Below are 26,940 nucleotides of genomic sequence, written 5' to 3'. Positions count from 1 at the left end.
CATCGACCGCAGCATTCGGGAACTGACATCACCGCACATTCATTGTGGTAACTGCCACCTCACCACGCCGATGAATTTGCGCGCCTATGATAAGTGCACACCTTCTCTGACAGAATTATCCTGCATCAACAAACGCACGAAATCCGACCATGTCGACGCTAAGACATCCCCCTCCTTCTGGCCTGATGTAAAGACAGCAAGATCCGGGTCGCCGGGAGGCGCTGCACTCCCCATACTTCGCCTACACCTGCCACACACCATCAACGTGAACATGACACATTCGGAGGTTTTCACCATGCCTGACTTGTCTGACAAAATAGCCATTATCACCGGTGCCAGCTCTGGCATCGGGTATGCAACGGCCAAACGGTTTGCTCAGGAAGGCGCTCGCGTTATCGTAGGTGCCCGACGTCAGCAAGCGCTCAACAGGCTGGTTGAGGAGATAACCCAGGCTGGCGGTCACGCGGTAGCCTTAGCCGGTGATGTTAAAAGCGAGGGTTTTGCAAAAGCGCTGGTTGAGCTGGCGATGGATTGCTATGGCGGGCTGGATATCGCCGTTAATAATGCCGGAACCACCGGAGAAACCGGCAGCCTACTGGACATGAGTCTTGCGGAGTGGGAAGACACCGTGCACACGAATTTGACGAGCGCCTTTGTTGGCGCTAAACACCAAATTCCGGCCATGCTCCGCCGGGGTGGCGGATCGGTCATTTTTACGTCAACCTTCGTGGGTTATACCCTCGGCTTGCCGGGTATGGCGGCTTATGCCGCGAGCAAGTCTGGGTTAATCGGCCTGACGCGGGTGCTTGCAGCAGAGTTTGGCGCTCAGGGGATTCGGGTAAACGCACTGCTACCGGGCGGAACGGACACACCGATGGGGCAGGCCTTTACCCGCGACCCGGAGTCACTGGCGTTTGTTCAGGGCCTTCATGCCTTAAAACGTCTGGCGCAGCCGGAAGAGATTGCCGCATCAGCCCTTTATCTTGCATCTGATGCCGCCAGTTTCACCACCGGCATTGCACTTCTGGCTGACGGCGGTGCCTCCATCTGCCGCACCTGAATAACGACCACTACGGGGATGGAAGATGACGATGCCAGACCACACACATTCAGAAGACGCACATTCAGACGCTGCACATTCAGACTATGCGCGCATCGCCGATGCCATCACGTTCATCGCTAACCGTGTGAACAGCCAGCCCACACTCGATGAGATTGCCGCGCACGTTCACCTGAGCCCTTTCCACTTTCAGCGGCTGTTTAGCCGCTGGGCTGGCGTTACACCGAAACGATTCTTACAGGTGCTGACCCTCGAACGGGCCAAAACGCTACTGCGCGAGTCAAGACCGCTGCTTGATGTGGCCGACGCCGTGGGGTTAAGCAGTAGCTCGCGGTTGTACGACCATTTCGTTCATCTCGAAGCGGTAACGCCGGGGGAATACAAACAACAAGGTGCGGGCCTTATCATCGAATACGCCGTTCACGCTACGCCGTTCGGTAACGCCTTTATTGCCGTGACACCCCGAGGCATTTGCAGCCTTTCCTTTCTGGACAACAACGATGCCGGAGAACCACTGGCAGCATTGCATCACACCTGGCCACATGCCGTGATGCATAACAATCCGCAACGGACACAAACGGTGATAGACACCCTGTTTGCCATGAAAACACCAGCGGATCGCCCGATTTCATTGCATGTGACCGGCACCAACTTTCAGATTAGCGTCTGGAAAGCGCTGTTACAGATCCCCCCGGCCGCTGTCGTCAGCTATTCTCAGGTGGCCGATGCCATCGGCCATCACAACGCGGCAAGAGCGGTGGGACTGGCGGTCGGTGCCAATCCGGTCGCCTTCCTGATCCCCTGCCACCGCGTCATCCAACAGAGTGGAAAAATCGGCGGCTACCACTGGGGAGAAACCCGAAAACACGCGATACACGCCTGGGAATCCGCAAGGTATGAAAGGTATGAGTAGCCAGCGCAGCGGCGTTAATCGTACTGCCGTTGTCGGTCCCAGGCCAACAGACGCCGAAGCCACCAGAGGAGCAGTGCCAGTATGGCGATGCCACCAAGTACCGCAAACGCGGTGCGGTAGGAGTAGGCCGCAGCAATATTCCCTGCAAGCGCGGGGCTGAATGATGCCCCGATGCCTTGCAGTAACATGACAACACTCAGCCCGGCATTGGTATGCCCGCTGCCTTCCAGCAACCTGACGATATAACCGGGGACCGCCACCCCCAGAAGCCCCGCCGCCACACCATCTAATACCTGAACCGGTATCATAAAAAATGGCCCGGCGGATACCGATGCCAGCGCGGCACGCAGCGGCAACACGATTAACGCCAACGTAATCAGCGCCGCGTAACCGTATTTACCTGCTTTGGCGGCGGCAAATAACGCCACCGGGATCATCACCAACTGGGAAATAATGACGGTCGCGGCCGCATACACGCCGCACTCATTTCGCCATCATGCATCGCGGCCACCCGCATGCTGAGCATCGGCAGCAAGGCGGCGTTGGCGAGGTGAAAGAGCATCAGTGTTGCCCCGGTCGTCACCACTGCCGGGTGCGTGATAATGACAGAAAGCCTGGGAGCCGAGGCAGCATCGTCAGCGCCGCTTAACCCTCGGGCCACACGGTTATCGATATCACCATGTCGGATAGCCAAAACCGCCAGCGTGGCGCATATCGCCATACCGGTCATCAGGATAAAGACGACATCGGTTCCCCAGTAGATCACCAGCGCGCCCGCTAGCATCGCCGCGCTCATGTTCCCGCCGTGATTAAACGCCTCGTTCCTTCCCATCTGATGGTTAAAGCCAGACGGGCCCGTCAGCCCCAGCGTAATCCCGGTCAACAAGGGCGCAATAAAGGTAGCGGATACCCCAGTTATCACCTGAGAGAACCCCACAACATACCGATTCGGGAAAAACCAAAGCAACAAGGTCGCGGCGGTGATGAGCACACAGCAGGCAACGAGCACCGCCCGTTTGTTGCGCGACGCATCTGCGGCCAGCCCGCAAGGCATAGTGGCAACCAGGCCCGCCAAACCACCGACGGTCATGATCCAGCCGATGTCATCGGCTTTCCAGTGATGCTCGGTGAGAAAAATCCCCAAAAAAGGGCCAAGGCCATCTCTGACATCGGCCATGAAAAAACTCACTAAACACAGCGCCTGAAGTGATCGTAAAGGCATCGGAACCCTTTTTACGTTGCTAACCATCATGGTTCAGCCTGCCTGAGATGGGAGGCCTGTGCCATAGCCGAAAACGCACCACCCCAACCTGTCACTGGGGTAAGCCCCGCTGGATAATGAGAACAGGCATCACTCACCGCCCTCGAGAAATGAAAGTAATCGGCTTTCAAGTCAGTTGTATAATACACAACGGTAACATTAGGCAGAGGCTGTGGTTGTATTGGATGATGTGTTCGGCGAGGTGCTGTGTATGCGTAGGCTGCGTGTTTTGGGATGGGGTGGAAATGGCGCTTTGCTTTACGCGCTCTTCGCTCATCGCCATTATTTGGGGGTGTTAAGTCACTTGGTGCTTATTTCAATATTTCATTCTGAATGCTTCGGCCATCAGCACGATCTATGAATACGTACTGACTGGAAAAATCCTAATACTCATTCAGAGAACTCGGACAGATCCTTGTCAGAAGCATTTTGCAGCAGTGTCTGCCCGCTCTGCGCAATCCCGTTTAACCGTTCAGCGGTTGGGCGAAAACGCGCAGCGGTATGCATCCTAGCCCTGATCATATAGCCAGCAGGACGATTATTCGACAGCACAGCGACAGGTTCATCAATAAAATACTTCATCGCTTTCTATTAACTAGTTGATTTTGATATATTTTTAAGCAAGAATGTGTTCCATAAATCACCTAAAAAATGTCTGTTATAGTGAATTGATCTTACCCACCATTAGTGAACACTTGACTATTCACTCTTACAAAAACTCAGGAAGAAGAAACTACATTTATTGTCATGAATGCATTTTTCGTTGAAAAGCAATCAAACCTCAAAATAAGAACGTGTTGGCTTCATTGTATTTTTGATAGCAGATACAAACTGATAATATAATGACAAAGCACACGATGTTTTGAAAGCTACAATTTTGGGTTTATATACTTCATAACAGGAATGTCAGATGGATATAATGAGTCTTTTTGTAGGGATTCTCGGGAGCATTATCGCAGCAGCAGTGATAACCCTTATTACCAAGTGGGTCTGGCCAAACCTTAGTGATAGGTGCCTGTACAGGGGTATTCGTGTTGAAGGAGCATGGGATGTAATAGAAGAACGTAATGGCGATAGTGTAACAGTAGGTCGGCTCAACCTAAAACAGCAAGGATGCCGTCTAAACGGTACAAGTACCAGAACAAAAACTCGTGATGGTAAAGAATCAGATAGAAAATTCAATTACCACGGTTCAATCAGTGGCAATCAGATAACGTTGATTTTCGAAGATGCACGAGGAATTGGTTTTGATACCGGAACCTATGTATTTACTGTTTATAATGATGGTAATACAATGGTGGGCATGTCGACATTCCACGGCAAGGCAGAGAATAAAATAATCTCGGAGCAAAGAAAATCAATAAAAACAATAAGTTAAATTTCATCTTAGAATGTTAATATAATAAACATCAATACAAAATATTACACACTTAAAAGAATGCAAAATGAGTCAGTTTAATACCGAATTGTATTGTCGCGGCGATCTATAAATAACTCGGTGTAAATGATACAGTATTAAAAGTGATCGCTCAGGCGGTCACCGAATTCGATAATGAAACGGCTCATCGCCAGATAAATCACTTTCCGAACTGAGTCATCCGTTGGGAATACTTTGCGTTTCTTTATCGTCTGGCGGATCACACTGTTCAGCGACTCGATGGCATTGGTGGTGTAGATAGCCTTGCGGATATCCGGCGGGTAGCCAAAGAACGTGTTGAGATTTTCCCAGTGCGCACGCCAGCTTTTGCTGATTTGGGGGTATTTCTCATCCCAGATGTCGGAGAACTTGTCCAGCGCATCAACGCCGCCTCCTCGGTTGGGGCCTGATACACCGCTTTCAGCCGGCTGGTGACGCCCTTGTAATCCTTCCACGAGACGTATTTCAGGCTGTTTCGCACCATGTGGATGATGCACAGCTGGATATGTGTCTGCGGATAGACGCTGTTGATGGCATCAGGGAAGCCCTTCAGACCGTCCACGCAGGCAATCAGGATATCCTGAAGCCCCCGGTTTTTAAGCTCCGTCAGCACATTGAGCCAGAACTTCGCGCCTTCGTTTTCGGCCAGCCACATGCCCAGCAGCTCTTTCTGGCCTTCGGTGTTAATACCCAGAGCAAGGAACACCGCTTTGTTGATGACACTGCCGCTATGACGGACTTTCACTACGATACAATCAAGATAAACAATGGGATACAGCGAATTTAGTGGACGATTTTGCCATTCTGTCACCTGCTCTTTAACCGCATCGGTCACTTTGGATATCAGCGTGGGAGACACATCAGCATCGTACATCTCTTTGAATGTAGAAACGATTTCACAGGTCGTCATACCTTTGGCGTACAGGGTCAAAATCTGGCTGTCCATCTGCGTGATACGCGTCTGATTTTTCTTTATCAGTTGCGGCTCGAAGGTGTTTTCGCGGTCACGTGGCGTGCTCAGTTCAATCTCACCGTCGTCGCATAACACGGTTTTAGACGAGTAACCGTTTCGGGTATTAGAGCCTGATTTCGGGGCATTTTTCTCGTGTCCGAGATGCTCGGTCAGTTCTGCATTGAGCGCGGTTTCGACGGTTAACTTCGTCAGCATGCGGGAAAACGCATTGAGGTCGGCTTCGGTTTTAAAGCCTTTAGCCAATTCAGCAGCCAGTGCTTTGAGTTTCTTTTCGTCCATCGTTTGCCTGTCTCCGGTGTTGGAATGAACATATCAAAAACAGGCAATTACACAATTTTAATTACAGTCTAGCTAAAGCGCTTCGGAAAAACTTCTGACATACTTGATAGGCAGGCATAGAGGTGATCTCGCTGAATTGGTCGCACAATCAGTAGATCACAAAACTCTATGCCTGTCTTTTTCACCCGCCCATTACTGGGGATTCCTCAGCGCGTTAGGCGGGTCTATGTCATGAGGGGAAATCAAGATACCACTAAGGATTCTTTATTTTTTTGAGTTTCTTCAGCTAGCTCTAGTGAGCGGTAATATTGCAGTGCTGCAGGGTTTGCAACATATTCGATCTTGCCGTGATGCTCCTCTACGCATTGGATTATTTTTCTCAAATCGGTTTTAAAAAACTCTTTGCGCAGGTTGACCTTATTCATGCGCTCACTATTCAGCTTATTATGTAATGCGTATTCAAGAGCAGGAGCATCATCACAACTAATCATTGCATGTACATCAAACTCAAAGGGTACACTTGCACCGCTTAATTCACTAACGCGGTCTAGCGGCTCAAGGCGGCGAGTCATACCAATCTTATAAACATTTTCGCCAAAAGATCCGATATTAGAAATGACATATACATGCCCTTGCTTAGTCATTTGAGCCATCGATTTTGCTCGCTCATACTGCTTATGAACATCTTCAATTTCTTGTTCTAACTGACGGCGAGTTTCCTCAAGCTCTTGCCGGTGCTCTTCGTCGGCGGCCAGTAAAGCTTCTTCGACAGCTTTACGACGAGCCTCAAGTTCCTGTTCTCTTGCTTCTGCTTCCTGTTGCTGCCTTTCAAGCTCCTCTGCCCTCTGACGTTCTTCTCGCATCTGTCGTTTGATTTCGTTTTGAGCATCCCGCTCATCCTGAGCGGCCTGAAGCTCCAGCACCTTATTTCTAAACTCTTTTTCTACAGACTTCCAGTCAGAATGATCGCGGAGTTCAAAGAAATCATATTTTGTAATCAACGTCTGATAAATCGCCTTTTCTCTTCTGATATCTTCGAGTTTTTTCTCAAAGTTTTTTAATGTCACAGATGCCAGCAAGGTTTTACGTTTATAGCGATAAGTATCGTCTAAAACTCGCTGTATTTCTTCCTGTGCAGAATGGTGCTGCTCACGGAATATATGCTCAAAATCAAAAGCAAAATCAACAGCTTTACCGAGAATCTCTTTACTTTTTAATCTATTTAACTCAATAACTTGTCTAAGCTCATTTTTCAGATTATTGTGTTCCACCTCACGAGCAATATCCCTATTTTTGTATTTTTCAATTACCTCTTTCTTTTCGTTAATCTCAGCCTCAAGAGAACTTTGATTTCTCAGTTCAAGATACTCAATAATTTTTTTGTGCTTATTGCTTAAATATCTATATGTAATGTAAAAGCCAATTGCGGCCCCTATACCTGCAATGATGAATATTGGATACAGCGCTTCCATTTACAGTTACCCCAGAGTTAAAGATGAGAATCATCCGAAATATACATGATTTCATCTTCTGAACACCATACGAGTTCTGGGGTTACTGAATTAGTTTTCTAACTTCTTACACGGAAACGACCCTATGATGCGCGGAGCGTCCATGCTAGCCTGCAGAAGCTCAACCTTCAAAAAGCGCGAGTCGCTACCGGGTTGGTTGATGTACTGGAAACCGTAGTTTCTGCCATTCCTGGTTGGAACAAGGATCATGTCGATATTCATTCCAGTGCTATCCCCCCAAGTATCTTGATTTTTTGGGATGTTACCGTTTCACCATTGATTTTAAATAGAAAATCAGGAATGACCCCCATCCTGAAGTTACCGCACTGCATGGTAATGGTGCTGGCGCGCGCTCATCACACGAGAAGATGAAAGATAAATTCGTTTGATGGGATGCTCCGCCAACGCTTGATGGCATGACCGGGCACACCGGATGCCTACCTAATTGTGACTGCTGGCCAGAGGTTCATATACCTGAGCCGAGACGGTAAGCTAAATAGCACTTTTCGTCAAAAAATTTGGTTAAAAAAACAACAAATGAGCAATTTAGCCTCTGCTGATTGATAAATAAGAGTGAGCGAGAACGCTCGTACTCAAACAAAGGAGGCCAATTATGGCACTAACAAACGAACGCCTTATCGACAGCTTAAGGCATAACCGAAAATTACTTGATGAGATATGCCAGTCAGGCAATTCTCAGTATTACAACACCGACATCGTTCATGATGCCATTGACTCAATTCTTGATGAGTTAAGGCGACGTGGATTCACTGTCTGAAAAAGGCCCGCAATTTAGCAGGTAACCCCATGCAATATTTTTTCACTACCCGCCTGGGTGAGACGCGGTTTCTCCAGGCTGATGGCTCCTTGCTGTGCAAAGACGTGCCGATCGCGCGAACCGGTACACAGGTTTATCTGCCGGATGAAATCGACCTTGAGCCTGACGCCAGCGGCACCCGCCTCAAACTCAGATACCCGACTATGTACCCGTTTTAAATTTGGATTGCAACGGCTAAAAGCGGATAGCACTGGATGAACAAAAACGCCAACCCATAGAAATTTAAGGGAAAATGGATAATTAAGGATGGTATTGGATGAAATGATGGTGCCGATAATAGGAGTCGAACCTACGACCTTCGCATTACGAATGCGCTGCTCTACCAACTGAGCTATATCGGCCCTGAGATCGTCCCGCGAGTGCGTGACGTGAACTACGGGGTGACAAACTAGTCAAATCATTACGGCAAGTCAATACTTACACGTATCGTCTGATGGTTTTCTAAGCGTCTTGCCCGACAGGCACGCTCTCGCGGCTGTCGGGCATGGAAGGAAATCACGCACGAACCAGATCGTCGCCATAACCAATCCATTTGTAGGTGGTGAGCGCTTCCAGCCCCATGGGGCCACGGGCGTGCAGTTTCTGGGTGCTGACCGCCACTTCTGCGCCAAGACCAAACTGGCCGCCGTCGGTAAAGCGGGTGGTTGCGTTGACGTACACCGCTGAGGAATCCACTTCGCGCACGAACTGTTCAGCACGGCTTAATGAACGGGTCAGGATGGCGTCGGAGTGTTGGGTGCCATGCTCACGGATGTGGTCGATAGCATCATCGATATCGGTCACCAGCTTGACGTTCAGGTCCAGCGAAAGCCACTCGTCGTCATAGTTCGCGGCCTCTACCGCCGTGACGTTGGCCGGGCCACCGCTTAGCAACGGCAGCGACGCCGGGCAGGCATGCAGGCTGACGCCTGCCTGTTTCATACGCTCGCTCAGCGCAGGCAGGAACGTCGCCGCTATACCCTGATGCACCAGCAGGGTTTCCACCGTGTTACAGGTGCTGGGGCGTTGGGTTTTCGCGTTAACGATCACGTTCAGCGCCGGTTCAAACTCCATCGACTCATCAACGTAAATATGGCACACCCCGATACCACCGGTGATCACCGGAATGGTGGACTGCTCGCGGCACAGTTTGTGCAACCCGGCACCACCGCGCGGGATCAGCATATCCACGTAGCGATCGAGCTTCAGCAGTTGGTTGACCAGCTCACGATCCGGGCTTTCAATCGCCTGAATCGCGGCGGCAGGTAAACCGCATTCGGTGAGCGCCTGCTGGATAACCTTTACCGTGGCGGCGTTGGTGCGATAGGTCTCTTTACCGCCACGCAATATCACCGCGTTGCCGGTTTTCAGGCACAGGCTGGCGACATCCACCGTCACGTTCGGACGGGCTTCATAAATCACCCCGACGACACCGAGCGGCACCCGGCGACGTTCCAGTTTCAGGCCATTGTCCAGAATACGACCGTCGATGATTTCACCGACCGGGTCATTCAGGCGGCACACCTGGCGCACATCGTCGGCAATCGCTTTCAGGCGCGCCGGGGTCAGTTGCAAGCGATCCAGCAATGCTTCGCTCATGCCGTTTTCTCTGGCCTGCGCCAGGTCCTGCTCGTTGGCGGTCAGAATAGCGTCATGCTGGGCTTCCAGCAGATCTGCTATCGTCATCAACGCCTTGTTTTTCTGGCTGGTGCTCAGCGCCGCCAGCTGATAAGAGGCTTTTTTAGCCGCTTTACCCATTTGCTCAAGCATCGCCTGCTCCTTAAATAATGATCATGTCATCGCGGTGGACAGCAACCGGGCCGTATTCGTACCCCAGGATTTCCGCAATCTCCTGGGAGTGATGCCCGGCTATCATGCGCAGAGCGTCACTGTTGTAACGGGTAACGGCATGGGCCAGGTCACGGCCGTTCAGGCTGCGGATGCGAATGACCTCGCCACGGGAGAAATTACCCGCCACCTCGCGAATGCCTTTGGGCAACAGAGAACTGCCGCGTTCCAGCATGGCGGCCAGCGCACCGTCATCCACGGTAATTTCACCGGCAGGCGGAGCGCCGAAGATCCAGCGTTTGCGGCTTTCCAGCGGGGTTTCCATGGCGTGGAAACGGGTGCCGACCGAGACATCGTTAATCACATCACCGATAACGCCAGCACGATTGCCTGCGGCAATCACCACCTCGATACCGGAACGGCACGCCACGTCGGCGGCCTGCAATTTGGTGGACATACCGCCCGTCCCCAGGCCGGAAACGCTGCCACCGGCAATCTGGCGCAGTTCGTCGGTCACGCCCTGCACTTCACGGATAAGCTCGGCGTCCGGGTTAGTGCGCGGGTCGGCGGTAAACAGCCCCGTCTGGTCGGTCAGCAGCAGCAGCTTATCGGCATCCGCCAGCATGGCGGCCAACGCCGACAGATTGTCGTTATCCCCGACTTTGATTTCCGCTGTCGCCACCGCATCGTTCTCGTTAATCACCGGTACGATACGGTTATCCAGCAGCGCACGCATGGTATCGCGGGCATTAAGGAAGCGTTCCCGGTCTTCCAGATCGGCACGTGTCAGCAGCATCTGCCCCACATGGATGCCATAAATGGAAAACAGTTGTTCCCACAGTTGAATCAACCGGCTTTGCCCTACGGCTGCCAGCAACTGCTTGGTCGCGATGGTCGGTGGCAGTTCCGGGTATCCCAGATGCTCGCGGCCGGCGGCAATCGCCCCGGAAGTCACAATCACAATGCGATGCCCTGCGGCATGCTGCTGGGCGCACTGGCGCACCAGTTCGACGATATGGGCGCGGTTGAGACGGCGTGAACCGCCAGTCAGCACGCTGGTACCCAGTTTTACAACCAAAGTCTGGCTGCCACTCATAATTTTTCTGCCGTTGCGTTGAACAATAAACAATAAAAGGATGAAAAAAACGTTGTAACAGGAGAACCGCGCTATGCCAACCAGCACAACGCGAAAACCCCTGACTCCGGCGTGATGCCGGAGAGCATCATGGTCGTGCGGAGAGGGAAAAAGGTGGGTCGAGTTGTTCTACCAGCGCCTGCAGGCGGGTGTGGAAATTTTCACGGGTAGCCAGCACTTTCTCATGTACCTCAGTATCTTTGATGGTTTCTTCGCGCCAGTCGCCTGCCTTATCAAACAGACCGATACGGTAGGTATAAAACAGGGTTTGCTCCTGCCATTCCAGATTAAGCCACCAACCCCAAAACTCTCGCTTTTCCGGCGCAGGTTTTACATTGACACAAACCGCCAGGCAATCAAAGAAAAAATGCTTTTCTTCGCACTGATCTTCACGCAAATACGGCCCCAATGAGGCAAATTTCTTGATGAGCCTGCTTTTCACTGCCATGACACCCTCCTTTAAATCAGAAGACTTCCAAGCATTCACAGCGACGGAGTCAATCAACCTGCCAGAACTGCTGACACGGGTTCAAGTTTTTTTGCGTCCGTCGTTTCAGGGCGCGAGCCGTGTCACACCAACACCCACTATACGGGTAAATGCAGACTACATTTATAAGAAAAATTAATCAATTGCAGTTGTTTTTTATTCATCGCCGCACCCCGTCGCCCTTTACACCCAGCCACGGGGTGACAGCACTACAGATGCGAGAGCTTAGCGCAACTGGCGCTGTAGCCAGTCGGTCATCTGTTGTAGCGCCAGATGGAACGTCTGGTACACCGGCGAGAAATTCAGTGCCAGCAATTTCCCCTGTTGCGATGAATTGACTATCAGCATCGACTCTTCCGGCGGGCTAATCAGGTCATCTTTCCAGTAGCCAGAAAGCATTGGCGTCGGGCAGCGTCGTCCCAGCAACCCCTGCATTTTGAGGGAGTAACGCCCCATCTCCACCAGCAACGCCGCATCGGAGGAATAGGTCATGCCAAGGCGACTGGCGAGCACATCCATAAACATGTCAGGCACCTGCCGCTGACGCTGAGCATCAGATAGCAGGTGATGCACAATCGGCCCCAAACAGGCGACCGCCCGTAGCCGGTTGGCTTCCAGATACGCCAGTCGCACCGCGATATTAGCCCCAAAGCGAAAACCAAAGGCACCGACGCGGGTGTGATCAATCCACGGCACATCCGGTAACGCCCGCAGCACCTGTTGGTGGAGAAAACTGGAATCCTGATCCAGTTTCCAGCGTGAAGAGAACCCGACCGACGGCATATCCACCGTCAGCATCGCGAACCCCGCCGGGGCGAGATAATCCTGAAACAGGCGGTGATAATCACATTGCAGCATGTCCAGACTGCCGCAGATCAGTACGGTGGGAAACGGTGCCTTCCCCTGCGCGGGCAGGTGCAAAAAGGCGGTCAACTGCCCGCCGCCTTCTACCGGAAAGGTCAGGGTTTTCAGTTCGTAGGAGAGATGAATAGCGGCTTCTTCATAAGCCCGATTCGCCAGCGTCTGCGCCTGCTCGGCCAGTTCATCCCCTTTAAGATGGGGATAGGCGGCGATACTGTACAGGTTGGCGGCGTTCAGCCAGCATTGCCCGGCCTGTTCGCTCTGCGAATGCTGGCTGGCCTGTTGTTGCCAGCGCATCCCCTGTGATACCCACTCGTAGATCCAGTTACCGCCACGATAGCCAATCACCGTATCCAGTCGCTGCTCATCGCTGCGTTTCGCCTGGCTGGCGGCAATGCGTGACAGCACCTCTTCAATTTCCCACGGGTGCACACCGCGCCAGATCCACAATAACCGGTTAAGCATCCGATACCAGTTGTTGGTGGTTTCACCTTCCAGCGCCGACTGCATCTCGGCCGAGCCGGGCGTATTGCGGGAGCGCTGAATAAGCGTAGAGGTTTCCTGATGTCTTACCGATGGTTTAAATAGCGTTTCGGACAGGTTGGCCTGAACCACAGCTGCCTCCATGGACGAATCAACGACAGAACGATGAGGGTGTGGGAAAAGTGTACCGAACAAACGTGCACCGGGCTATAGCAGTACCGCGCTATTCAGCCGACAAAAATTATCTTGCCGACAAAATCTATCAACCGGCAAAAACAGTCAACCAGCAAAAACCATCAACCTACAAAAACAAACACGCCCGGCATAACCGGGCGCGTCGACGATAACAGCGGTATGGAATTAACGGCCAACCAAAGGCGGTACGAATACCACGCCCATGTCCCACGGCTGTTCAATCCAGGTATCCTGAGGGATATCAACTTCATAATCGTCTACCAGCGGTTTACCAGCCGGTTTGGCGAAAATAGTGATGAAGTGAGCTTTCGGGTACATGTCGCGGATCGCCTTGGCAGTACCGCCAGTGTCCACCAAATCATCGATTACGATGTAACCCTCACCGTCACCTTCAGCGCGTTTAAGCACTTTCAGCTCACGCTGGTTGTCATGATCGTAGCTGGAGATACACACGGTATCGACATTGCGAATACCCAGTTCGCGGGCCAGTAACGCCCCCGGGACCAGACCGCCACGGCTCACGGCAATAATGCCTTTCCATTGTTCGGCCGGCAGCAAGCGCTGAGCCAGTTTACGGGCATGGATTTGCAACATATCCCAGGTGACGATGTACTTTTCACTCATAAAACATATCCCAGCCAACGATGAGGTCGGCTTAATCAGAGTCAGAAGGGGAAAAAAGGTTGCGCGAGATTATAGATAGCTGAGAAGACAAAAACCAGTATTTATGCACACGCTGGCAATTGGTAACTCACCGTAATTAATTAACCGTTCGTAATGTGAAAAAGTTATTAGACGTGATGTTACAGATGCGTTACAAACAAGGAGAACAGAAAATAGCCAGGAGAATAGCCATGACGATGTTTGACAGTTTCCTCCTTGCACAACTGGATGTGTTCGCCCCTTTCTTTGTTATCACCATACTGATGGTGATTTGCTTCGAACTGAGCATCAGCTTACGCCTGTTGCGCCAACGCCAACCAGCCTTAACCCCGATTGTAATACATCGGCATGACGCTACGTCCGATTCGCCACGCCACACCGACTAATCACGCAGACCGGGAAAAGAGCCAACTCTTTTCCCGGGACTTTCTTATCGGGACTTTCTTACCGGAATTGTATTCTCTGAATTCGCGCCCACGTATTCCGCCTTCTTCCCCGTCAGCCATGCATAATCCTTATACCGTGGACATTCTCTCCCGCCGTGGGAAAGTGGTATTCTGTACTGACGTGCCTGCGTCTTCAGGCGATCAATAACCATGTTGCTCTGGCATCACACGCCGTTTGTCGCGTGAATGCCTAACTGGAGAGGTTCAATAGTGTCTGCTTTGTCTCAACTCTCCCCACAGCCGCTGTGGGATATTTTTGCCAAAATCTGCTCTATTCCACATCCGTCTTACCATGAAGAAGCACTGGCTGCGTATATTCTGTCATGGGCAAAGGAGCGCGGCCTTCACACGGAACGCGATCAGGTTGGCAATATTCTGCTGCGTAAACCGGCGACACCCGGCATGGAAAATCGTAAACCGGTAGTGATCCAGGCACATCTGGACATGGTGCCGCAGAAAAACAACGACACGGTACACGATTTCACCACCGACCCCATCCAGCCTTATGTCGATGGCGAGTGGATCAAAGCGCGCGGTACGACGCTTGGCGCAGATAACGGTATCGGCATGGCTTCGGCGCTGGCGGTGTTGTCTGACGACAGCGTAGAGCACGGGCCGCTGGAAGTGCTGCTGACCATGACGGAAGAAGCCGGTATGGACGGTGCGTTCGGCCTGCAACCCAACTGGCTTCAGGGCGATATTCTGATCAATACCGATTCGGAAGAAGAAGGCGAAGTTTACATGGGGTGTGCGGGTGGTATCGATTTTATGACCCGTCTGCCATTACAGCGCGAAGCCGTTCCAGCTGGTTACCAGACGCTGAAACTGGTCATCAAAGGGCTGAAAGGCGGCCACTCCGGTTGCGACATTCACCTGGGGCTTGGCAACGTCAATAAACTGCTGGCGCGTTTTCTGGCGCACTACGCCACCGAGCTGGATCTGCGGGTTATCGACCTGCACGGCGGCACACTGCGCAACGCGATCCCACGTGAAGGTGCGGTGACCCTGGCGGTATCCGCTCATCACGTCGATGCCCTGAAAGAGGCCGCGCAAGCCTATCTGGCGGTCCTCAAACACGAGCTCGCTGCCGTAGAAAAAAATATCACCTTGTTGCTGGAAACCTCAGACAGCGCCACGGCAGCGCTGACTACCGCCAGCCGGGATCGTTTCATCGCGCTGTTGAACAGCACACCCAATGGCGTTATCCGTATGAGTGACGACATCAAAGGTGTGGTGGAAACGTCGCTGAACGTAGGCGTCGTCAGCATGACTGAGACGCAGGCAGACATTCACTGCCTGATACGATCGCTGGTCGATAGCGGCAAAGACTACGTGGTCAGCATGCTGACTTCACTGGGCGAACTGGCGGGTGCAGATACCGAGGCCAAAGGCGGCTACCCTGGCTGGCAGCCAGATGCGCAGTCACCTGTGATGCATCTGGTTCGCGAAACGTACCAGAAGCTGTTCGGTAAAACCCCCAACATCATGGTGATCCATGCCGGTCTGGAGTGTGGTTTGTTCAAGAAACCGTATCCGGATATGGATATGGTTTCTATTGGGCCAACCATCACCGGCCCACATTCACCGGATGAGCGGGTTCATATCGCCAGCGTCGGTCAATACTGGACGCTGCTGACAGCATTGCTGAAAGCCATTCCGGAACGCGCCTAATCTGCGCCGGTGATGCCTGCTAATGCGGGCATCACCGCCAGAGACCAAAACGCGTTCGTTTACAGCCAAACGTCAATCCCACGGTAAGACCAGTTGCCGCTCAAGTTGTGGGTCCATCAACGACACATGCAACCCCACCAGCCGCACGCCCCGTGCATCACGCCGCTGCTCCCAACTTTCACGCGCCAGCCTCAGTAAATCCGGCTTATTGAGTACCGGCCAGACATGCTCCTGCGTGGTCTGACGAAAATCATCAAATTTCAGTTTGACCCCCTGACGGGCGATATGCAGATCCGGGCGAACACGTCGCAGACGTAGCTCCAGTTCGTCGTACAATCGTTCAATCAGCGCTTCGCAGGCAGTCCAATCGTGAATATCCCGTGCCAGGGTCTTTTCAACGCCAACGGATTTTCGCAGGCGATCCGGCGAGATCTGGCGCTCATCAATACCGTGGCAGCGCTCCCATAGCACCCGACCGAATTTACCGAATTCCCGCAACAATTCGCTCAGAGGGTAACGACGGACATCCGCACAGGTATGCAAACCGCACTCAGCCAGCCGTCGGGCGGTCACGTTGCCGACACCGGGAATTTTTTCCAGCGGCAACGCCAGCAGAAACGCCTCCATCTGCGTGGGGGCAATGACACACTGCCCATTGGGTTTGTTCTGTTCAGAGGCAACCTTGGCGAGAAATTTGATGGGTGCAACACCTGCCGATGCCGTCAGATGCAGTTCATCAAAAATCGTCTGGCGAATTTCTTGTGCCATCAGGGTGGCGGAGCCACCGCAGTGCGGGCTATCCGTCACATCAAGATAGGCTTCATCCAGCGACAGCGGTTCAATCAGCGAGGTATAGCGGGAAAATATCGTGCGAATCTGCAGGGAGGTGGCTTTGTAAACCTCCATACGGCCGGGCAACAAGGTCAGATGCGGGCACAGTCTCAACGCGGTAGCCGTCGCCATCGCACTGCGGACGCCATAACGGCGCGCTGGGTAATTGGCGGTGCAAATCACACCGCGACGATCGGCACTGCCGCCAATCGCCAGCGGGATATCACGCAGGCGCGGGTTATCCCGCATCTCTATTGCGGCGTAAAAGCAATCCATATCGACATGAATGATTTTTCGCATCGCCCCTCCGATTAACTGGATAAATATACAGTTAATCGGAGGGGCAGGCAATCTCTTCGTTTGACTTGATGCCACCCAGTCAACGCGGCAACGCGATTAGCCTGACGCTATCAGCCGGAATAGTCCGATTTTTTATTCTTTTTTCCTTCCTGAATAAAACAGATACGGTGATAATGTGGTGGCGCGACTTGACATCAGGCTATCCCTCGCTATGGGGCATAGCCTAATGGCAGGACCAAGCCTGACAGATAAGGGAATACGGGGGCATCACCGCCACACACCGTATCAGACAGAATCACAGTGCCAATAATCAGGATTAACAATGCACAAAGTCGCGTTTTCGCTTGCGATGTTGTTTCTTTTACCTTCCGTCGCCATCAGCAATAGCTATGCCAATCAAGTCGCTCCGGCGGCGACAGAAACCAAACAGCAGGTCGCCGGGTCACCGGTTTATATTCAGATCTTCAAGGAAGAACGGGTGCTGGAGCTTTATGCCATGATTGGCGGCGAATACAAACTGGTACAGAGTTACCCGATTTGTAAATACTCCGGCGGTCTGGGTCCTAAAATGACCGAAGGCGACTTCAAAAGCCCGGAAGGGTTTTATCAGGTTGATTTAAAACAGCTTAAACCGGACAGCCACTATTATCGCGCCATTAATGTCGGCTTTCCGAACGAGTACGACCGCGCGCACGGTTATTCCGGTCGTTACCTGATGATTCACGGTGAGTGTGTGTCTATCGGCTGCTACGCCATGACCAACAAATACATCGAAGAGATTTACACTTACGTGGAGAAAGCACTGCGCAACGGGCAGCAGAAAGTCGAGCTGGCGATTTATCCGTTCCGCATGACCGAGCAGAATATGAAGCGCCACAGCCGCTCCAACTACTATAAATTCTGGAGTCAGTTGCAGCCGGGCTACGCTTACTTCAACCGCATGCATCAGCCACCAGCGGTGTCGGTGCTCAACGGGCAGTACGTGGTTAACCAGTCCGCGCCCGTTGGTCAGCCAGAATCACATTACGCGCTCGCCAAAACAAAATAACACGAACTCGCCTGGCAGAATCCGATGCCAGGTTTCGTTGCCGGTCAGCGGTTGCGTCGCCAGCACAGTGACCACATCGTTAGGTGTGGTCTGCTGCTGAAAGTCTATCTCGACATCGTCATCCAGTAAGGTCGCTTTGCCAAACGGTGCTCGCCGGGTGATCCAATGCAAGTGCGTCGAGCAAAATCCCATCACGAACTGCCCGTCCGACAGCAACATGTTAAACACGCCTTTTTTGCGTAGCTGCTCGGCCAGTGTGGCGATGTAGCGAAACACGGCAGGCCAGTTAGACGGCGTACGCGGGTAGCGTTGCGACAACTGGTACAACAGCCAGCAAAACGCGTACTCGCTATCCGTTTCCCCAACCGGACGAAAATGGCCGGTCTTCAAACGCCGATACCCCTTAAGCTGACCATTATGGGCGAACGTCCAGTTCCGGCCCCACAACTCGCGGGTAAACGGGTGGGTATTTTCCAGCGCGACCGCGCCACGGTTGGCCTGACGGATGTGAGAAACCACCGCGCAGGATTTAATGGGATAATTCTGCACCAATTCGGCAATCGGCGAGGTAAAGCTGGGTAGTGGATCTTTAAAGGTACGGCAGCCGTTTCCTTCGTAGAACGTAATCCCCCAGCCATCACGGTGCGGCCCGGTACGGCCGCCCCGCTGCATCAGGCCGGTAAAACTGAAACAGATATCCGTTGGGACGTTGGCACTCATCCCAAGCAGTTCACACATGTCTGATTCCTTTTACTACTTACTACTACTGCTGTTACTGCTGCGCGTATGATGACGGCGCCTCATGGCAGGCAATCAGTTGCCCGCCATTTCCTTTTCAATCAACTGGATCAGAATGTGGATAGCCTTGATGTGCACTTCCTGAATCCGGTCGGCGTAACCGAAATGCGGTACGCGAATTTCCACATCGGCGGTACCGGCCATTTTGCCGCCGTCCTTGCCGGTCAGTGTAATCACCTTCATACGCTTGGCACGGGCCGCGCTGATAGCTTTGATGATGTTGCCGGAATTACCGGAAGTGGAAATCCCCAGCAGGACATCCCCTTCACGTCCCAGCGATTCGACATAACGGGAGAACACGAAATCATAGCCAAAATCGTTACTGACACAGGACAGATGGCTGGGGTCAGAAATGGCGATAGCCGGGTAACCAGGGCGGTTTTCACGGTAGCGGCCGGTGAGTTCTTCAGCGAAATGCATAGCGTCACAATGAGAACCGCCGTTACCGCAGGAGAGCACCTTTCCGCCTGCCTTGAAGGCATCCGCCAGCAAAACCGCCGCATCCTGAATCGCCTGAATGTTGGCATCATCACTTAAAAACGTATTCAGTGTGGATGCCGCTTCTTTCAGCTCATTACGGATTAAGTCCTGGTACATGGAATCCTCTCATTCAATGACATCATGATATGTAGGCGGAGCCTCTGGTGAGGCATGGGGTGAAACATCGGGCCATGATGAACCCTGTTACCGGGCGATGCCCGCCATTCCACGCCATAAAGAGACGCAACCTGTGTTGCCGTGCAGTGTAGCGGATCGCCCAAACGACGAGAAGCAGACAATTGCCAAACGCCGACATCGCGCACCAGAGGTTCCATCCGGCAGCGAGTTTGTGAGTTAAGTTGTAATTGCGTTGTAAATGAATTGATAAAAACAGCGCACTGAACTAAAACCACACTATACCAACAGGTCAGACCACAAACGTAAACGGATTAAACGGACTGGAGAATAAATCATGGTTGCAGTCAGTGTCCTGATCGTCTTGCTGCTTATCGGCGCTCTGCTCTACCACCGGGTTTCACTGTGGCTGAGCAGTGCGGCGCTTGTACTCTGGGTTGTCGTCATGGCGTCGTTGCATGTGTGGTCAGCCTGGTTGCTGCTCCCGCTTGCTCTTGTACTCGTGCCGTTGCTGGCAACGCCGTGGCGGCGGCGATGGTTAGCCGCACCGGCGCTGGCGGCGTTCCGCCGCGTTATGCCGCCGATGTCGAAAACGGAAAAAGAGGCGATTGATGCCGGTACCACCTGGTGGGAAGGCGAATTGTTTCGCGGCACGCCAGACTGGCGCACCCTGCATGCCTACCCCCGACCGGTGCTCACGCCAGAAGAACAGGCGTTTCTGGACGGGCCGGTAGAAGAAGCCTGCCGCATGGCAAACGACTTTGAAATCACCCATGAGCGCGCCGATTTACCGCCAGAATTGTGGGCGCTCCTGAAACAACATCGTTTCTTCGCACTGATCATCAAAAAAGAGTACGGCGGGCTGGAATTTTCCGCTTACGCGCAGGCAATGGTGCTGCAAAAACTGGCGAGTGTCTCCGGCATTCTGGCGATTACAGTCGGCGTTCCCAACTCGCTCGGCCCCGGAGAGTTGCTGCAACACTACGGCACCGACGAGCAGAAAAACCACTACCTTCCACGACTGGCGCGTGGCGATGAAATCCCTTGTTTCGCACTGACCAGCCCGGAAGCCGGGTCCGATGCCGGTGCTATCCCTGACCTGGGCGTGGTGTGCTACGGCCACTGGCAGGGGCAACAGGTGCTGGGGATGCGGCTGACCTGGAACAAACGTTATATCACGCTGGCACCGGTCGCTACCGTGCTGGGGCTGGCGTTCCGGCTGTACGATCCGGATCACCTGCTGGGCTCCCAGGACGATGTCGGCATTACCTGCGCGTTGATCCCCACGCAGACCGACGGCGTCAAAATCGGGCGTCGTCACTTCCCCATTAACATCCCATTCCAGAATGGGCCGACACAGGGCGAAAACATTTTTGTTCCGCTGGATTACATCATTGGCGGACCGGGCATGGCAGGCCAGGGCTGGCGGATGCTGATGGAGTGCCTGTCCGTTGGCCGAGGCATCACCCTGCCATCCAACTCGACCGGCAGCATGAAAAGCGTGGCGCTGGCGACCGGGGCTTACGCCCGTATCCGCCGTCAGTTCAAATTGCCGATCGGCAAAATGGAAGGGATTGAAGAACCGCTGGCCCGCATAGCGGGTAATGCCTACGTGATGGATGCCGCCGCGACCCTCATTACCAGCGGCATCATGCAAGGCGCACGGCCATCGGTGCTGTCTGCTATCGTCAAGTACCACTGTACCCATCGCGGCCAGCGCGGCATCATCGATGCGATGGATATCACCGGTGGTAAGGGTATTTGCCTGGGCCCGTCTAATTTTGTCGCCCGTCACTATCAGGGGGCACCGATCGCCATTACCGTCGAAGGTGCCAATATTCTCACCCGCAGCATGATCATCTTTGGGCAGGGCGCGATTCGCTGCCATCCCTACATCCTCAAAGAGATGAACGCGGCGCAGAGCAATGACCTGAAAGCCTTCGATCAGGCGCTGTTCGGCCATCTGGGCCACATCGCCAGCAACGCCATGCGTAGCCTGTGGCTGGGCCTGACCAACGGGCGAACCAGTCGCGCCCCGGTTAGCGACGTCACCCGTCGCTATTACCAGCGCCTGAACCGGCTGAGCGCCAATCTGGCACTACTGGCCGATGTGTCGATGGGAGTTCTGGGGGGCAGTCTGAAACGACGCGAACGCCTTTCTGCCCGGCTGGGCGATGTGTTAAGCCAGCTCTATCTGGCGTCTGCCACGCTCAAGCGTTATGACGAGGAAGGTCGCCAACAAGCTGACTTACCGTTGGTGCATTGGGGCGTGCAGGATTGTCTGCATCAGGCTGAACACGCCATCGTCGACCTGCTGCGCAATTTCCCCAACCAACTGGTGGCACGGTTACTGCGTGTGATGATTTTCCCGCTAGGAGCGGTCAGCAAGGCCCCGAGCGACCAGTTAGACCATCAACTGGCTCGACTGTTGCAGGTGCCGTCAGCGACCCGCAGCCGGTTGGGCCGTGGCCTGTATCTGCATACCGGAGCCAGTCACCCGGCAGCACAACTGGAACACGCACTGCGAGATATTCTGGCGGCCGAGCCGATTCATCAGCGGCTCTCGCAGTCCGCACCGTCGCCCCTGCCGTTTATGCAATTGGATAAACTGGCGGAACACGGGCTGGCGGAAGGGGTGATTACGCCGGAAGAAGCCAACCTCTTGATGCAGGCAGAAGCCAGTCGGCTGCGTTCTATCAACGTCGATGACTTTGCCCCGGACGCGCTAAGCGCACACAAGGTAGAGAGCAGGCAACGATTACCGGTTGATGCTGATACCGTCGCCTGACAAGTCTGGCGCCTTTTCTGACTGAAATATCGGGAAAAGGCGCTGGATTGATGTGCGCTACTCAGGCACCACTCTGACGCACGCGCGCCAGCAAGGCTTCAGGGCCATCGATATGCGCGGCGGCCAAAACCAGCGTCTTGCCAAGCTGAATCGCATGGCGCTGGCAGGCCTGACGGGCGGCCTCATCAGCAATGGTATCGAGATCAGCGACATGCGCCAGCCCGATGGTACGGCGAATCAACTCGGTGCCGCAATAACCGACCGTGTCCTGCCATACCTGTCGCAAAAACTGTTCAACGTAGCCATCCACCGCCAGCGCCGGGTCACGGCTCTTTTCATGAGCCAACGCCGTAAAACGCGTAGCGAAGGTCTGCCATACCGTCACGATATCCGCCAGACGGCGTTCCCGTGCATCGACAGCTTCACGTGGCGGCAGCAATCCCGGCAGCCCGCAGTAATTCAGCAGCAGGTTACCCAGCACCGTACCAACATCAAACCCTATCGGGCCGTAAAAACCGAACTCCGCATCGATCACCTTCAGGCGGTTTTCCGCCACGAAAATAGAACCGCTGTGAATATCGCCGTGCAACAAGGCTTCCGCCTTACTGAGGAAAGCATGCTTAAGCGCCGCAACGGCGCACAGCAGCGGGCGATCATCCCGTAATGCCAGCACATCGGCCAGCAGCGCCGGGTCAAACTGATTACGTTCATGTTCCCTGTACGGGTCGGTGAAGAACAGATCTTCGGTTATCTGGCATAACTCCGGGTTGGTGAAGCGACTGACCGCCGCCTTTTTCTCGTGGGGAGACTGGTAGAAATCGCTATGGTGGAACAACGCCTGCGCCAGGTACTCACCCAGTTGTGCCGCCGCCTGCGGATAATCCTGCCCTTTCACCAGTTCACGCCGCCAGATCTCGTGATCAGACAAGTCTTCTTGCACCATCACCGCCAGTACCGGGTCATGATGCAACACCGCAACCGTGTGCTGCGGGCAGTGCTGTGCGTGTGCCAGCAGCGTTTCCGCTTCAATACGGGCGCGATCCAGCGTTAACGGCCAGGACTCACCGACACAGCGAACGTAGGGCAACGCCTGCTTGACGATCACCCGGCTGACGCCTTGTGTATCACGGATCTTGAACACCAGATTCAGGTTACCGTCGCCTATCTCATCGGCTGTTATCAACGACTGCGGATCCGCAACCCCGCCATACTGACGGGCGTACTGCACGGCATCGTCCGCGTTAAAAGTACGGTAAAGTGACATGGCCAACCTCGTTTATCTACCTAGTGTGATGAATGTGTTTGCTATTTCTTGTTGTGTTATCAGCGCCATATCTTTTGAAGTATGGCGGGTATAGACATAAAAGCGTTTGGACGTCTATACTTCTGTAAAGCATATTGGCAGAATAAGAATTCTGATGCAATAACGCAACACGGATTTAACCACCCATGCAGACTGTTAACACCACCAGCCTCAACCTCGTTGATAATCAGTTGTGGATCCTTGACCAGCAGGCACTGCCGCAGGAAAAAATCTGGTGCCCCTGCCCGGATGTCGACGCACTGGTCGAGCACATTCGCGCTCTGCGGGTACGTGGCGCACCGTTAATCGGGCTGTCCGCCAGCCTGTTGCTGGCGTTACTGGCAGAGCAAGGTTTGTCGCGGCCGCAGTTGGCACAGGCGCTGGAAACGTTACGCGCATCCCGCCCGACCGCCGTTAACCTGATGAACAATCTGGACCGTATGAAGCAGGCACTGGCGAGTGACGATTTCGTCAACACCATGGCGCAGGAAGCGTTGCGACTGATAGAAGAAGATAAAGCGCTGTGCGAACGCATCGCGGATAACGGAGCCGGGCTGGTAAAACCGGGCAGCCGTCTGCTGACCCACTGCAATACCGGCGGGCTGGCGACGGCGGGCGTGGGTACGGCGATCGGCGTCATCCTGCGCGCTCACCAGCAAGGCAAGGTGGAGAACGTCTGGGTGGATGAAACCCGTCCGTTGTTGCAGGGCGGGCGTTTGACCGCCTGGGAACTGGGTGAGCTGGGTATCCCCTATCACCTGATTTGCGACTCGATGGCTGCGTCGCTGATGGCACAAGGCCAGGTTGATGCTATCTGGGTCGGTGCGGATCGCATCGCCGCTAACGGCGATGTCGCCAATAAAATCGGCACCTACAGCCTGGCGGTGCTGGCACACTATCACGGTATTCCGTTTTACGTCGCCGCACCCCACACCACCCACGACCCTCACTGCCCGGATGGCAGCGCGATTCCCATCGAGCAGCGTGCCGCCAGCGAAGTCACTGGGGTAGCCGGTAGCTTCGGCCAGTGCCAGTGGGCACCGCACAACGCCCCGGTGTACAACCCGGCGTTCGATGTCACCCCGGCTGCGCTTATCAGCGGTTGGGTACTGGATAGTGGTGTTGTCACCCCTGAGCAGGTTAACGCCGGTATTTTTCAGCAACCGCTGGCGGGATAAGGCGAGACAGGGCGCGGGTAATAAACGCAGCACCGAGAACAGGCCGTGCGCGGGTATATTCCGCCACGGCCTGTAACAGCATTACGCCAGTTTCGGGTAGGCGTCGGCGATGGCATCGCCAGTGAACTGCGCAATCCAGCCATCCGGGTTATTAAACAGGCGAATGGCGGTGAAATGCGGCTCAGAGCCCATATCAAACCAATGCGGCACCCCGGCAGGCACCGACAGTAAGTCGTTCTTTTCGCACAGTATCTGGAAAATCTGGCCGTTTACGTGCAGGCAGAACAACCCGGCGCCTTCCACAAAGAAACGCACTTCATCTTCACCGTGGGTATGCTCCGACAGGAATTTGCTGCGCATCGCCTCTTTCTGTGGGTTGTCAGCGCGGATGCTGACCACATCCCAGCTCTGGTAGCCCTTCTCCGCCACCAGTTTATCAATCTCATGCTGATACGCCGCCAGCACGTCTTCAGAGGAAGGGGTGGCCCCCAAATCCCTGTCCGCCTGCCAGCGTTCAAACCGCACATTGATAGCGCTCAGCTGTCGGGCGATAGCCTCGGCGTCGCGACTTTGCCAGACGGGCTGATGGGCATCCGTATCACTGAAGATAGTTAAGGCACTCATGACGGTTCTCCTGTTTGGTTGCTCTGACAGGCATTCAGGTCTACCTGATCAAAACGGTTTACCTGCCGATGCTGACTTTCAACATCGGCGTCATCGCGGATCAACTGGCAGGTGTGCCAGCCCGCTTGTGCAGCCGCATCCAGTTCCTGACGAATATCGGACAGAAACAGCACCTTGTCCGCGGTCAGGCCGATTGAAGCGGCAATAGTCTGGTAGGACGCGACCTCTCGCTTGGCACCGACGCCGGTATCGAAATAGCCGGAAAACAGTGTGGTCAAATCCCCCGCGTCGCTATGTCCAAACAACAGACGCTGCGCTTCCACCGACCCGGATGAATAGACGTACAGCGCGATGCCCTGCTCACGCCAGGCCTGTAATTGCGGGGCGACATCCTCATAAACATGGCCGCGAAAATCACCGTTGTGGTAACCACTGCGCCAGATAATGCCCTGCAACAGCTTCAGCGCCGGTGATTTGCGGTCCTCATCCATAAACTGATTGAATGCGCCCAGCAGTTGCACGGGCGAGGCTTCCGGTTGCCCCAGTTCCTGACGCGCCAGCGTCAGCGCGGCAGCGATCTCCGGGTCATGCCCGGCCTGTGCCACCGCTTCGGCCAGACGCGCGCGGGCATACGGGAACAACACGTTGTGCACAAAGCGAATATCGCTGGTCGTGCCTTCAATATCCGTGACAATCGCCTTGATCACTTGGCCTCCAATAAACGTCGTTGTAATTCACACTGGAACAGGAACTCTAACCCTTCCAGATGACGGCGAGCGTCTTTGACATCATGTCCCCAGCAGTACAGACCGTGCCCACGCACCAGAAAACCGTAATGCAATGACGAGTTCGCATGGTGGGCGGCAACCTGCTCCGCCAGCGCCGGAATATCCTGAGAGTTATCGAAAATTGGAATGGCGACCGCATCCAGATGAGTACGCTGGCCGCTCAGCGACTTCTGCATTTCGTACCCCTGCAACACCAGCGCTTCACTTTTCTCCACCCGCGACAACACCGTCGCGTTGACCGAATGGGTATGCAGCACCGCCCCTACCGTCGGAAACAGGCGATAAAGCAACGTATGCAACCCGGTTTCCGCCGACGGTGTGCGACCGCTCGGGACATGGTTGGTGGCGATATCGACCAACAGGAAGTCTTCCGTGCTCAGGCTGCCTTTGTCTTTACCGGATTCGGTAATCAGGCATTGCTGTTCATCCAGACGCACGGACATATTGCCGCCCGTCGCCGGGCACCAGCCTTTCTCGCCGATCCAGTGGCAGGCCGCCACCAGTGCGGCCAGTTGTGGAATCTCACTCATAACTCATCCTGTACAGGTGAAGGCGCCACCCGGTGATTTCCAGGGATAAAACCGGGTAATGAGCCTGCTTATTATATTTAGTTCTAGCTTATCAAATTACGGAATTTAGCCGTTTAAACGTCCAAGCGTCTTGATTGCCAAATACTAGCATCCTGTATATAGTGGCAGCAATAACAG

At 53.9% G+C, this 26,940-nt stretch carries 22 protein-coding genes, 1 tRNA gene and 4 pseudogenes; 9 read left to right on the top strand and 18 right to left on the bottom strand.

Annotation, left to right across the window (positions count from 1 at the left end; all coding sequences use genetic code 11):
* Positions 1-295 precede the first annotated feature (295 nt).
* Both LF929_RS04605 and LF929_RS04600 read left to right on the top strand, forming a co-directional pair.
* A complete protein-coding gene (locus LF929_RS04605; RefSeq protein WP_226093594.1) occupies positions 296-1,060 on the top strand; it encodes an SDR family oxidoreductase in 765 nt (254 codons plus the stop codon).
* A 31-nt stretch (positions 1,061-1,091) separates the two neighbouring features.
* Complete coding sequence (locus LF929_RS04600) at positions 1,092-1,973, top strand: bifunctional transcriptional activator/DNA repair enzyme AdaA (RefSeq protein WP_226093595.1); 882 nt, start codon at positions 1,092-1,094, stop codon at positions 1,971-1,973.
* A 14-nt stretch (positions 1,974-1,987) separates the two neighbouring features.
* Here LF929_RS04600 and LF929_RS04595 read toward each other — a convergent pair.
* Both LF929_RS04595 and LF929_RS04590 read right to left on the bottom strand, forming a co-directional pair.
* Positions 1,988-3,195, bottom strand: a pseudogene (locus LF929_RS04595) (MFS transporter).
* A 429-nt stretch (positions 3,196-3,624) separates the two neighbouring features.
* Positions 3,625-3,844, bottom strand: a pseudogene (locus LF929_RS04590) (antitoxin of toxin-antitoxin stability system).
* A 300-nt stretch (positions 3,845-4,144) separates the two neighbouring features.
* Here LF929_RS04590 and LF929_RS04585 point away from each other — a divergent pair.
* The gene (locus LF929_RS04585) at positions 4,145-4,612 is read left to right on the top strand and encodes a hypothetical protein (protein ID WP_226093596.1); all 468 of its coding nucleotides are present in this window, start codon (positions 4,145-4,147) and stop codon (positions 4,610-4,612) included.
* Between the two features lie 137 nt (positions 4,613-4,749).
* Here LF929_RS04585 and LF929_RS04580 read toward each other — a convergent pair.
* The 3 genes and pseudogenes from LF929_RS04580 to LF929_RS04570 all read right to left on the bottom strand — a co-directional run bounded on the left by LF929_RS04580 (position 4,750) and on the right by LF929_RS04570 (position 7,752).
* Positions 4,750-5,903, bottom strand: a pseudogene (locus LF929_RS04580) (IS256 family transposase).
* Between the two features lie 242 nt (positions 5,904-6,145).
* Positions 6,146-7,375, bottom strand: a complete 1,230-nt coding sequence (locus LF929_RS04575; protein ID WP_226093597.1) for a GIY-YIG nuclease family protein — start codon at positions 7,373-7,375, stop codon at positions 6,146-6,148.
* A gap of 90 nt (positions 7,376-7,465) precedes the next feature.
* Positions 7,466-7,752 (bottom strand): annotated as a pseudogene (locus LF929_RS04570) (hypothetical protein).
* A 469-nt stretch (positions 7,753-8,221) separates the two neighbouring features.
* Here LF929_RS04570 and LF929_RS04565 point away from each other — a divergent pair.
* On the top strand, positions 8,222-8,410 hold the full coding sequence (locus LF929_RS04565) for a DUF2213 domain-containing protein (protein WP_268906130.1): 189 nt from the start codon (positions 8,222-8,224) through the stop codon (positions 8,408-8,410).
* A gap of 107 nt (positions 8,411-8,517) precedes the next feature.
* On the opposite strand, the gene LF929_RS04560 is transcribed toward LF929_RS04565, so the two are convergent.
* The 6 genes from LF929_RS04560 to gpt all read right to left on the bottom strand — a co-directional run bounded on the left by LF929_RS04560 (position 8,518) and on the right by gpt (position 13,804).
* Positions 8,518-8,593: transfer RNA gene (locus tag LF929_RS04560), tRNA-Thr, on the bottom strand.
* Positions 8,594-8,747: 154 nt separating this feature from the next.
* Entirely contained in the window at positions 8,748-10,001 is a 1,254-nt protein-coding gene (proA, locus tag LF929_RS04555) for a glutamate-5-semialdehyde dehydrogenase (protein ID WP_038926498.1), read from the bottom strand.
* Between the two features lie 10 nt (positions 10,002-10,011).
* Positions 10,012-11,115: a glutamate 5-kinase gene (gene proB / locus LF929_RS04550; RefSeq protein WP_012885880.1), complete on the bottom strand. Its 1,104-nt coding sequence runs from the start codon at positions 11,113-11,115 to the stop codon at positions 10,012-10,014.
* A 127-nt stretch (positions 11,116-11,242) separates the two neighbouring features.
* Complete coding sequence (gene crl, locus LF929_RS04545) at positions 11,243-11,602, bottom strand: sigma factor-binding protein Crl (RefSeq protein ID WP_038908836.1); 360 nt, start codon at positions 11,600-11,602, stop codon at positions 11,243-11,245.
* Between the two features lie 264 nt (positions 11,603-11,866).
* Positions 11,867-13,117 (bottom strand): esterase FrsA, encoded by a 1,251-nt coding sequence (gene frsA / locus LF929_RS04540; RefSeq protein WP_038906445.1) that lies wholly within the window; start codon positions 13,115-13,117, stop codon positions 11,867-11,869.
* Between the two features lie 228 nt (positions 13,118-13,345).
* A complete protein-coding gene (gene gpt, locus LF929_RS04535; RefSeq protein ID WP_013319164.1) occupies positions 13,346-13,804 on the bottom strand; it encodes a xanthine phosphoribosyltransferase in 459 nt (152 codons plus the stop codon).
* Positions 13,805-14,034: 230 nt separating this feature from the next.
* On the opposite strand from gpt, the gene LF929_RS04530 reads away from it, so the two are divergent.
* Together LF929_RS04530 and pepD are read left to right on the top strand one after the other, a co-directional pair.
* Positions 14,035-14,229, top strand: a complete 195-nt coding sequence (locus LF929_RS04530) for a hypothetical protein (RefSeq protein ID WP_038908838.1) — start codon at positions 14,035-14,037, stop codon at positions 14,227-14,229.
* A gap of 270 nt (positions 14,230-14,499) precedes the next feature.
* Positions 14,500-15,960: a beta-Ala-His dipeptidase gene (gene pepD / locus LF929_RS04525; protein WP_226093598.1), complete on the top strand. Its 1,461-nt coding sequence runs from the start codon at positions 14,500-14,502 to the stop codon at positions 15,958-15,960.
* Between the two features lie 72 nt (positions 15,961-16,032).
* Here pepD and dinB read toward each other — a convergent pair whose 3' ends face one another.
* Complete coding sequence (gene dinB / locus LF929_RS04520; protein WP_210175477.1) at positions 16,033-17,091, bottom strand: DNA polymerase IV; 1,059 nt, start codon at positions 17,089-17,091, stop codon at positions 16,033-16,035.
* A gap of 322 nt (positions 17,092-17,413) precedes the next feature.
* Here dinB and dpaA point away from each other — a divergent pair, with 322 nt between their 5' ends.
* Positions 17,414-18,139, top strand: a complete 726-nt coding sequence (dpaA, locus tag LF929_RS04515) for a peptidoglycan meso-diaminopimelic acid protein amidase (RefSeq protein WP_016941708.1) — start codon at positions 17,414-17,416, stop codon at positions 18,137-18,139.
* Here the strand turns inward: dpaA and LF929_RS04510 are convergent.
* Complete coding sequence (locus tag LF929_RS04510; RefSeq protein WP_016941707.1) at positions 18,110-18,877, bottom strand: class II glutamine amidotransferase; 768 nt, start codon at positions 18,875-18,877, stop codon at positions 18,110-18,112. The genes dpaA and LF929_RS04510 overlap by 30 nt on opposite strands.
* A 75-nt stretch (positions 18,878-18,952) precedes the next feature.
* Positions 18,953-19,534: a D-sedoheptulose 7-phosphate isomerase gene (gene lpcA, locus LF929_RS04505; RefSeq protein ID WP_012885889.1), complete on the bottom strand. Its 582-nt coding sequence runs from the start codon at positions 19,532-19,534 to the stop codon at positions 18,953-18,955.
* 355 nt (positions 19,535-19,889) lie between these two features.
* On the opposite strand from lpcA, the gene fadE reads away from it, so the two are divergent.
* Positions 19,890-22,340, top strand: coding sequence for an acyl-CoA dehydrogenase FadE (gene fadE / locus LF929_RS04500; RefSeq protein ID WP_210177466.1), 2,451 nt, complete (start codon positions 19,890-19,892; stop codon positions 22,338-22,340).
* Positions 22,341-22,401: 61 nt separating this feature from the next.
* Here the strand turns inward: fadE and mtnK are convergent, their stop codons facing one another.
* Complete coding sequence (gene mtnK, locus LF929_RS04495; protein WP_038908842.1) at positions 22,402-23,604, bottom strand: S-methyl-5-thioribose kinase; 1,203 nt, start codon at positions 23,602-23,604, stop codon at positions 22,402-22,404.
* Between the two features lie 185 nt (positions 23,605-23,789).
* Here mtnK and mtnA point away from each other — a divergent pair, with 185 nt between their 5' ends.
* Positions 23,790-24,821, top strand: coding sequence for an S-methyl-5-thioribose-1-phosphate isomerase (gene mtnA / locus LF929_RS04490; RefSeq protein ID WP_210177465.1), 1,032 nt, complete (start codon positions 23,790-23,792; stop codon positions 24,819-24,821).
* An 81-nt stretch (positions 24,822-24,902) separates the two neighbouring features.
* Here mtnA and LF929_RS04485 read toward each other — a convergent pair whose 3' ends face one another.
* The 3 genes from LF929_RS04485 to LF929_RS04475 are packed head-to-tail and all read right to left on the bottom strand — an operon-like array spanning position 24,903 to position 26,763.
* Positions 24,903-25,445, bottom strand: a complete 543-nt coding sequence (locus LF929_RS04485) for an acireductone dioxygenase (protein WP_038908843.1) — start codon at positions 25,443-25,445, stop codon at positions 24,903-24,905.
* Positions 25,442-26,152 carry an acireductone synthase gene (mtnC, locus tag LF929_RS04480; protein ID WP_210177464.1) on the bottom strand — a complete coding sequence of 237 codons (711 nt, stop codon included), beginning with the start codon at positions 26,150-26,152 and terminating at the stop codon, positions 25,442-25,444. The genes LF929_RS04485 and mtnC overlap by 4 nt, the downstream gene beginning before the upstream one ends.
* Complete coding sequence (locus LF929_RS04475; protein ID WP_210177463.1) at positions 26,149-26,763, bottom strand: methylthioribulose 1-phosphate dehydratase; 615 nt, start codon at positions 26,761-26,763, stop codon at positions 26,149-26,151. Before LF929_RS04475 ends, mtnC begins: the two co-directional genes overlap by 4 nt.
* Positions 26,764-26,940: the final 177 nt, after the last annotated feature.

It is taken from the genome of Dickeya oryzae, from assembly GCF_020406815.2.
Lineage (GTDB): Bacteria > Pseudomonadota > Gammaproteobacteria > Enterobacterales > Enterobacteriaceae > Dickeya > Dickeya oryzae.
Note: the sequence above shows the minus strand (reverse complement) of the source record. Positions and strands in the feature narration are given on the sequence as shown.